The 8,899-nt window shown below is 49.6% G+C and carries 6 protein-coding genes; all 6 read right to left on the bottom strand.

The window, feature by feature from the left end; translation table 11 throughout:
- Positions 1 to 183: 183 nt before the first annotated feature.
- Positions 184 to 1,662: an SAM-dependent DNA methyltransferase gene (locus JRI95_14660; protein MBW2062783.1), complete on the bottom strand. Its 1,479-nt coding sequence runs from the start codon at positions 1,660 to 1,662 to the stop codon at positions 184 to 186.
- A complete protein-coding gene (locus tag JRI95_14655) occupies positions 1,659 to 2,519 on the bottom strand; it encodes a hypothetical protein (protein ID MBW2062782.1) in 861 nt (286 codons plus the stop codon). Before JRI95_14655 ends, JRI95_14660 begins: the two co-directional genes overlap by 4 nt.
- Positions 2,519 to 4,162: an AAA family ATPase gene (locus tag JRI95_14650; GenBank protein MBW2062781.1), complete on the bottom strand. Its 1,644-nt coding sequence runs from the start codon at positions 4,160 to 4,162 to the stop codon at positions 2,519 to 2,521. The genes JRI95_14655 and JRI95_14650 overlap by 1 nt, the downstream gene beginning before the upstream one ends.
- A complete protein-coding gene (locus JRI95_14645; GenBank protein MBW2062780.1) occupies positions 4,146 to 5,957 on the bottom strand; it encodes a restriction endonuclease subunit S in 1,812 nt (603 codons plus the stop codon). The genes JRI95_14650 and JRI95_14645 overlap by 17 nt, the downstream gene beginning before the upstream one ends.
- The gene (locus JRI95_14640; protein MBW2062779.1) at positions 5,954 to 8,719 is read right to left on the bottom strand and encodes a DEAD/DEAH box helicase family protein; all 2,766 of its coding nucleotides are present in this window, start codon (positions 8,717 to 8,719) and stop codon (positions 5,954 to 5,956) included. Before JRI95_14640 ends, JRI95_14645 begins: the two co-directional genes overlap by 4 nt.
- 21 nt (positions 8,720 to 8,740) lie before the next feature.
- The coding region (locus JRI95_14635) for a helix-turn-helix transcriptional regulator (protein ID MBW2062778.1) at positions 8,741 to 8,899 on the bottom strand (159 nt) is incomplete at its 5' end.

Raw genomic sequence — 8,899 nt, 5'->3', positions numbered from 1 at the left:
CAATTCAATCCGGCTCCATTCTACTTTGGGTTACAAAAGCCCATTTGATTATGAAAAAGAACAAGGCCGCTTGGCGGCTTAATTTGCGGTGTCCGTTTTTACTTGACCATTACACGGTTGCCAAGTTTTTCGGCCATTCCACCAGGCTCAAAGCCCATTGGACATATTCTCCTTGTTCACAACCTATCCTTCAAGTTCAGTTGCTATCTTACGGAAACTCTCAAGTGCTGCTTCGATATTTTCGATGATTTCCTCTGCCAGCACTTCCGGTTCCGGCAGGTTATCCAAGTCGGTCAGATTGGCGTCCTTCAGCCACAGGATATCCAGGCTGGCCTTGTCGCGGCCGATTATTTCTTCGTAACTGAACTTGCGCCAGCGGCCTTCGGGGTTCTTTTTCGGATGCCAGGTTTCGTTGCGCTCGTGCCGGTTTGCCGGATTGTACAACTCAATAAATTCCTGCAAGTCCTCAAAGCGGAGCGGCTTCTTTTTCAGGGTATGGTGGACGTTGGTGCGGTAGTCATAAAACCATACTTCTTTTGTCTGCGGCTGTTTGGCTGCCGGACGGTTGTCGAAAAAGAGGATATTGGCTTTTACCCCGTGGGCGTAAAAGATACCGGTGGGCAGACGCAAAATGGTATGCAGGTCCGTGGTCTCCAATAGCTTGCGACGCACGGTTTCACCGGCCCCGCCTTCAAAGAGCACGTTGTCCGGCACAACAATGGCCGCCTTGCCCGTGGTTTTCAGCATTGAGCGGACGTGCTGGACGAAATTGAGCTGTTTATTGGAGGTAGTCACCCAAAAGTCCTGGCGGTTATAGGTGAAATCCTCCCTTTCTGCCTTGCCCTCGCCATTGGTTATGGTGATGGAGCTTTTTTTGCCAAATGGCGGATTGGTGAGCACATAGTCAAAGGTCTGCTTCGGCGGAGCGATAAGTGCGTCGGTGGGGTCAATAGAGGGTTCAGCGTCTATGTCACCTATGCCGTGCAAAAGCATATTCATCAGCGCTAGGCGGCGGGTATTGGCGACGATTTCATTGCCATAAAAAGTCTTGAACTTCAGGAATTCTTTCTGTGCTTTGTTCAATCGAAAACTGTGCGAAATAAAATCATAGGCTCCCAGGAAAAAACCTCCTGTACCGCAGGCTGGGTCGGCAATGGTTCTTCCAGCCTCTGGCCGTACACATTCCACCATGGCCCGGATCAGCGGCCGGGGGGTAAAGTATTGCCCTGCACCGGATTTTACGTCCTCGGCGTTTTTGGCCAGCAGCCCCTCGTAGATCTCGCCCTTGACATCGGCCCCCATCATGGTCCACTGTTCTTTATCGATCATGTCGATGATGCGATATAGCATGGCTGGGTCCTGAATCTTGTTCTGCGCCTTGGTGAAAATCTGACCCAACATGCCCTTTTGCCTACCCAGTTCGCGCAGCAGCTTCACATAAAAGGATTCAAGCTCCGCGCCACGCCGCTTTTTCAGCTCCGGCCAAGCGTATTCCGCCGGGATGCCGATATCCCGGTTATAAGGCGGTTTGCCATACTCGTCGGCCATCTTCAGAAACAGCAGGTAGGTCAATTGCTCCAGATAGTCCCCGTAACTGACGCCCACGTCACGCAGGACATCGCAGTAGCTCCAGATTTTTTGAACTATGGATGCGGTGTTCATCTTAGGCTCTCCCTGTATTCTTGCTGCAGCCGTTCGATATCGAAATGGGTTTCTAAAACAGCAATAGCCCACTCTTCCCGACTGGCCCTCAGACATGCGCGATACGTGCTCGATAGCTCGCTCATTGGAGATATCAATTCCCGGGTTTGTTCTTTTAGTTGATCCAGCTCTGCCTGAAGTCTCACGGATGGAGTTGAATTATATTGGGCTTTCATGTTGTTAATTGTATTTATAATTTGTGACAGCTTCTTCCATCGTAATTTTCTGGCTCGCACAAGTTTTGGGCTATTAAGATTTAAGACTTCGATCGTGTACTTTGCCCGTTTGTAGTCCCATGCATTTTCATTCGGATCCAGCGGCATAGCTTCACCATTTTCATTAAACGTCAACAAGAACGCATCATCTTGTCTGATCGGATCCAGTAGATAGATCAATTCATCATCAATGGGTGTATCTGGGTTCTCAGCTCTGTTTCTTAGAACAGCGAAATGATCGCGTTTTGAAGTATTGATGACACTGCCACTTATTCGGTAATTTTTCCAATCATATGCCAGCCACCAATAACCGTTGTTTTTTGACCCGTTTGAATCAATGCTTCTTTTTTTGGGGCGGAAATGGTCAACATGGTAATACGACACTTTCTCTCTTGCCTCAGAATACCAGCATTTACCAAACGACAGATATTCTAAATCTTCCTTAATCTCTGTCCATATCGTATTCTTATCAAGAATATCCTTTGCACCCTCTGTGAGTTCAGCGGCTCCATTTTGTAATTCCGCAAGTCGCTTAGAAAGTTCTTGGGCCTTTTCAAGCCATTCTGCCGGAGGATTGTATGCGCCGATGTGTATAAAAATCATCAGGCACTTCCCTCCAATTCATCAATAACCTTACTGAGAATGTGAGCCTTCTCATGTTGTGGCAAGATGGGCGTTCCTCTTCGCTTTTTCTCTTCCTCCAGCATCATGGCGTATTCTGAAAAAATTGGATCATCAAACACATCGTTAAATCTCATTTCACCAAGTTGTTGATATATCTCTTTCAAACGTACATTTTCTTCTTCGGTTATATGATCTTTCAATTCTTTATAAAGCAGGGCATTGCGCTCTTTTATCAAACTTACTGTATGGTCATCGAGGGCAGATTCCAAGCCGAACATATCGCTGGTCAATATCCCCGCAAAACCCATTCCCCTTGGATCTCCTTGCGGCGGTTCTACTGAGATAGATAGATTTTCAGGATTCCGTTGCAGTATTTGCACCTGTCCCTTTACAAGCTCTGCAATGGCTAAGGGGTTGTGTGTCGTGAGAATCACATGACTGCTTTCGCGCTCTTTTTCGTCGTTACCTACAAACTGTTGTAAGAATTTCAAATACTTCACACACCAACTGGGATTCAGGTGCGTATCCGGCTCATCGAGCAAAAATAGGCTTTCTTCCTCTGATGTGAATTTCAAAAGCCCCAGGACGGTTAATAGCTGCTGTTCCCCTTCGCTCAACTCTCTAAAGGTGACAGAACCATCATTATTACGAAGCTTGACACGGATACGCACCTCATCTATCAGTTCGGAAACGTATGCGCTCTCTATATCGCGAAAAAACTCCCTGGGGGTTTCCTGGCCAACAAGTTCCTGCAACGCTTTCAAATCCTTCACGTAGAGATACCGAAAGCCAAGCCGCTTTTTATTCCACAAAGAAACTTCCACCTGCCTCGTAATCCTGATCGGGGCAAGAGATACGGCGTGCAATTTGTCGAGAAAATCGCGAACCACCCCTTTGGCGCCCCAAAAGACTTCTTGATTCTTTGTGCGATCCCAGGGAGGCTGTTTCAGCACGAACAAGACAGAATCAAGACTGCGTTCCTCTTCGATCCCAAGATGCGTGTTGAGCAAGTCCGAGACAGCCTCATCCTTTTGCAGGATGAACGCCAGTAATACAAACTGGCTGTGGACAGGTAAGGCATAAAAAAGACGTCGCAAGCCAGGATCTTTCCCGGCCCGCAACTCTTTATCATATCTAGCCAGGTATTTTTTGAAAACATCCTGCATCCGGTCAGATGTGCCGGAATAATAGCCAAAGACGTAGCGCGGCAGATACGCATCCTGTTTTTTTAGGAATTGAGGAAAGGATATTTTATTCCCCTCGAAAGTCCATTCCTGTTCCTTGCCTGACTCCGGTTTTACAGGTTCTTTTTCTGCATCAGACGCATCAGCAATATGAATAATGTATTTGTCCTTTTCCCGCACCGGGTCTGCATCTATATTTACCCAGGAGTCGTGAATTCTATACCGTAGCTTATAAGGAAAGCTCGGCGCTCTCTCTTCCATTACCAAGTCTCTGAACAAGGTTGCCAGCGCCTCAAGGACGTTGGATTTTCCCGTGCCGTTCCAGCCGATGACCACGGTCACCCAGTGGTCCTCGTCAAAATCAACGGTCACGTCCTTGAGGTTTTTGTATTCCCCTATCCAGAAACGATCCAGGCGCACGTTATGCCTCCTGTGTATCTTTTAGCTTCAGCCAGTCTTCCTCACCGCGACGCTCCACTATCACCTTGCCGGAATTTACAAGGTCGCGCAGTTCCATATATAGAGGCTCGATCTGATCGGTTTCAGCGCCGTCTGATATCCCACATTGCCGGAATGCTTCTTGTGCGCTTATCCAATCTCCGGCTTGTATAAGCGCAGTTAATAAATCTCGCACTCGTTTTCCCTCCTTTTTCTTGCGTGTTTTTCGTGCAGGCTTTTTCTCCCTGGCTGCTTTTTCCCGCTCCGCCCTGATGCGTTTGAGGAGTTCCGAAGCAGGCTCGTCGTTTGGGTCTTGCGGGACGAGCTTGCCGGAAAAGGCTTTTTTAAGGATGGATTGGCGGAGAGTTTCGGCGCGGGAGAGGGCGTTGTCGATGGTTTGGGAGAGGTGGTCGATGATAGTAAAGACACTTTCCAGGATCTTCACGATTTGGTCTTGTTCGCGTTTCGAGCAAATAGCAAAATGAAGCAATGAAAACTTTGATTTGTTGATAATTGGCATTGTAGTTGATGACGATAGTTTTTTCAGCTCCTCTTGAAATATTGGGCTAATAGCTTGGTAATAAATGTAGTCGGCATTGAAAATGCTCAAAGGGATTACTGCATTTATTTGTTGGTTTGAAGCCCCTTTACGCCTAATTATCCCTGTTTTACCAATAGTCGCACCAATGCTAGTTACAAGAATAGAATTAGCAGGCAGCAATCTCGCGTGCTTAATACCTTCATTTGATAAATACTCTCTAGCTTCGGTTACTTTATAACCTGCTTCTAAGTCTGTAGGTTTGAAGAAAGGGAACTTTGATCCATAATATTCAGAACGTTTTTTAGATGGAGTTGTCCCCGTTTCAATATCTCCAATCCACTCTAAATGGCCCCACACCCACCCCTCGGGCAATTTGGGCAGTTCTGCCAGTTCTTCTTCGGTAAGCGGCGGCAGTTCCTTGGGTTTGCGGGGTTTCCTGGGCTTTTTGCAGGGTTTGCCTTGTTTCTCCCAGTCATTGACTGCCTGTTTCCACTCGTCCAGTTGCTGCTGATAACGTTTTTCACGCTCGGCCTTTATGCGGGCCAGCAGTTCATCGGCGGATTCCAGTTCGTCTGCGTGTTCTCTGCGCCACTCTTCGGTGAGCCTGCCCTCAAAGGCGGCCTTGAGCAGTGACTGGCGGTATAGCTCCAGCTTTTCCTTTGCCCTTTTCAGCTCAGCCACGCCCTTGTCCAGATCGGAGAAGAGCTGCTCGATTTTTGCAACTATGCGGTGTTGTTCGGGGAGGGGGGGTAGCTCAACGCATAAAGAACGAATGTGCGAAAGATTCACTCTTGGTCTTGTACTCCCCTTTGTAAACAATTTCAGCTGGTTGGCAATTACTGGAGAATTAATAACATGTACCAACCACTTTTTATCAATGTAATCGTGAGTGAGACGCAGCCTGACCAAATCTGCAACGATGATCCCACGCTGAATACTCGGAGGCACTATGCATGCTTTACCTAATGGATCTCCCAATTTCGTAAGTATTATATCGCCTACTTGATAGTTGTGCCGAGACAAGTTATCTGCTTTTTCCTCGGAAATATATCTGATGTTCTTATTTACCAGCCTGTTTCTGTCAATATTCTGAATCCGAAGAATAGGTATACCAACGTCAATATATTCTGCTGCTTTTAAGTTAGAGCCAAAAGGTCCATCAACCACTTCTGACTTAGGGTCAATAAACAAATCAGACAATTGTGTTTTTACCCATCCTTGAGGTAGCTGTGCAGATTTGATTTCTTCCTTCATGCCGCCAGCACCTCGTTCATCTCATCAATGATCCGGTCCATTTCTTCGCCAAAGAGCTGCCACATTTTCCCCAAGCCACCGTGGGCATCAAAGGGAGCCAGTTCCAGGTCACCTCGTTCCAGGTGGTGGGAGGATGCGATATGGTCGCGGATCATGCGCAGCCAGGCGATCTGCATCTCTGTGAATTTCTCCCCAGCGCCCTGGTGGCGCTTGAATATCCAGGTCTTGAAATTGCGGTTCACCGTCTCATTAAAAGGCGTCAGTTTCTCGTCAATGCCGGTCACTCGGCGAATGAGCGAAATCAGGGCAGTCAGTTCACTCATGGGTGACTTGCCCTTGGCGTTTTCAAGCATGGCAAAGGCCTCCCAGACCCGTAAAGGGGCAAGTCTTGGCCTGTCGGTGCGGAACTTTTCCAAAACATCCTGCAGCATCTGGAAAGTAACTTCCCGACGGCGGAAGGGCTGATCGAAGAAGATGCGCAGCGCCAGCAGCTCATCTTTGTTTTCCCGCAGAAAGTCGGCAAATTCCTGGGTGAGTTTTTCCGCGTTTTCCCTGGCCTCGCCGTCCCATTCCGCCCGGACGAGTTTGTCAATGTTCTGGTCGTCAATCACCTGTTCGTGTGTGCGGCGGATGTTTTCAAGCAATTCGTTCAGTGTACCGTTAAATACGGATGTTGCCTGTTTTGCCAGGGTCGAGGCGGCCTGCTTGCGCTGTTCTTCGTTTGGCTCGGCTTCGGGCGGCAGGTTATTTTCCTGTCTTGCCTGCTGGTCGATGCGGTCCGGGTCAACCGCGTCCAGCAATTCGCGGGTGATTTGCGGCAGGGGCTTGCCCGCCTTTTCGCTGATCTGTTCACGCTCTCTGTCGTCAAGCTGCTGGTTCAGGCGCGCCAGTCGGTTGGCCAGCGAGGTTAAGGTTTCTTCGTCATCTGCGCCCATGAGCACGGACATGAGCAGGTCCTTGAATGGAACCGAGGGCTTGCGTTCAAGAGGACGGCTGTCTGTCTTGAGGGACCTGGTCACGCCCACGGCGTCAATAATGACAAAATGGGTCTTTCGGCTGGTGGCAGAAGGAGTCACTTTCTTGAGTTCGTCGTAGTCCAGCACCCGGGTGCCGCGCCCTTTCATCTGTTCGAAATAGTTACGGGACCTGACATCGCGCATAAAGAGCAGACATTCCAGCGGTCGTACATCGGTGCCGGTGGCGATCATATCGACAGTCACAGCGATGCGGGGAAAGTAGTCATTGCGGAACTGGGAAAGCACCGATTTGGGGTCTTCATCCGCCTTGTAAGTGACCTTTTTGCAAAAGGCGTTACCTTCGTCAAATTCTTCGCGCACGATTTTGATGATGTCATCGGCGTGGCTGTCATTCTTGGCAAAGATGAGGGTTTTGGGCACTTCCTTTCGGCCGGGAAATATTTCCGGCAATTTCTCCCTGAAGGTACGGATCACCTTGCGGATCTGGCTGGGATTGACCACATCCCGGTCAAGCTGTTTGGCCGAGTATTCCAAGTCTTCATCCAGGAGCTCCCAGCGCTTTTTGCGGGTCAGTTTATCGCGTTTGGGCACCAGGCGTTTGGCCTTGAGTTCCGCTCCTTTTTTAGTGATTTCGGTTTCGATGGTATAGACATCGTAGCCAACGTTGACACCGTCGGCCACGGCCTGTTCATGGGTGTATTCGCTGACCACGTTTTCATGGAAAAAGGCAAAGGTGCGCTTGTCCGGCGTGGCGGTAAGGCCAATGAGGAAGGCGTCAAAATAGTCGAGCACCTGTTGCCAGAGGTTGTAGATGGAGCGGTGGCACTCGTCGATAACGATAAAATCAAAATACTCGATGGGGAGCTGTGGGTTATAGACCACAGGCAGGGGTTCCTTGCGGGGCAGACGGTATTCGGCAGGATTTTTCAGTTCCGTGGCCTCGTCCAGCGGTTCGCCTTTGAGGATGGAGTAAAGACGTTGAATGGTGGAGATGACCACCTGGCTGGAGTCTGCGATATAGCTGGATGAAAGGCGCTGCACGTTGTAAAGCTCGGTGAACTTACGGTTATCGTCGTTTGGCAGATAGGCCATGAATTCCTGTTCCGCCTGTTCCCCCAGGTTTTTGGTGTCCACCAGGAAGAGGATACGTTTAGCATTGGCGTATTTGAGGAGTCGGTAGATAGAGGTAATGGCCGTGAAGGTCTTGCCTGCGCCGGTTGCCATCTGAATGAGGGCGCGGGGGCGACCTGCCGCAAACGATTCTTCCAGGCTGGTAATCGCCTCGACCTGTACTTTGCGCAGCCCATCGGCTGCCAGGGACGGCAGTTTTTGCAGACGTGCGCGCAGAGTTTGAGCTTGCTGTATCCACTCAGCCAGCGTCTGTGGCTGGTGAAACCAGAACACCTCACGGGATCTGGGCTTGGGATCACGTTCATCACGGAACAGGGTGACTTCGCCTGTGCTCTCGTAAAGTAGGGGCAAAGGCTTATTGTCTTTGATCCATTTCAGATTGGCCGTGGCATATTTGGCAGTCTGTTCCGCCACTACATTGATATTTTGACCCATTTCAGGGCGTTTGGCCTCGATGACGCCGATGGGCTTACGTTCAACAAAAAGCACATAATCTGCCGGACCACTGTCAGTGGGATATTCCCGCACCGCAATTCCCCCGGCTTTGCCAAAGTCTATCTGGTTTTTATCCTGCACTGACCACCCGGCCTCAGTGAGCATTTGGTCGATACGGTCTCGGGCAATCTGTTCCGGTGTTTTGTTGGGCTCGCTCATAAGCAGCCCCTTGGCTCGTGCTTATTTCCCACTGCTATCCCCCAAGTGCAATTTTCCCTGTTCCGTCATCTTCTTGCAAAAGGCGTCAAACTGCGCCCGGGCCAGCTTGAACGGCGTGGTCTTGCCATTTTCCCAGCGGTTGATGGTGGCAAAGCTCACCCCCAGTTCATGGGCCAGCTC

Source organism: Deltaproteobacteria bacterium (assembly GCA_019308995.1).
GTDB lineage: Bacteria > Desulfobacterota > Desulfarculia > Adiutricales > JAFDHD01 > JAFDHD01.
The sequence above is the reverse complement of the archived record's forward strand: the minus strand, read 5'-3'. Positions and strand labels throughout refer to the sequence as shown.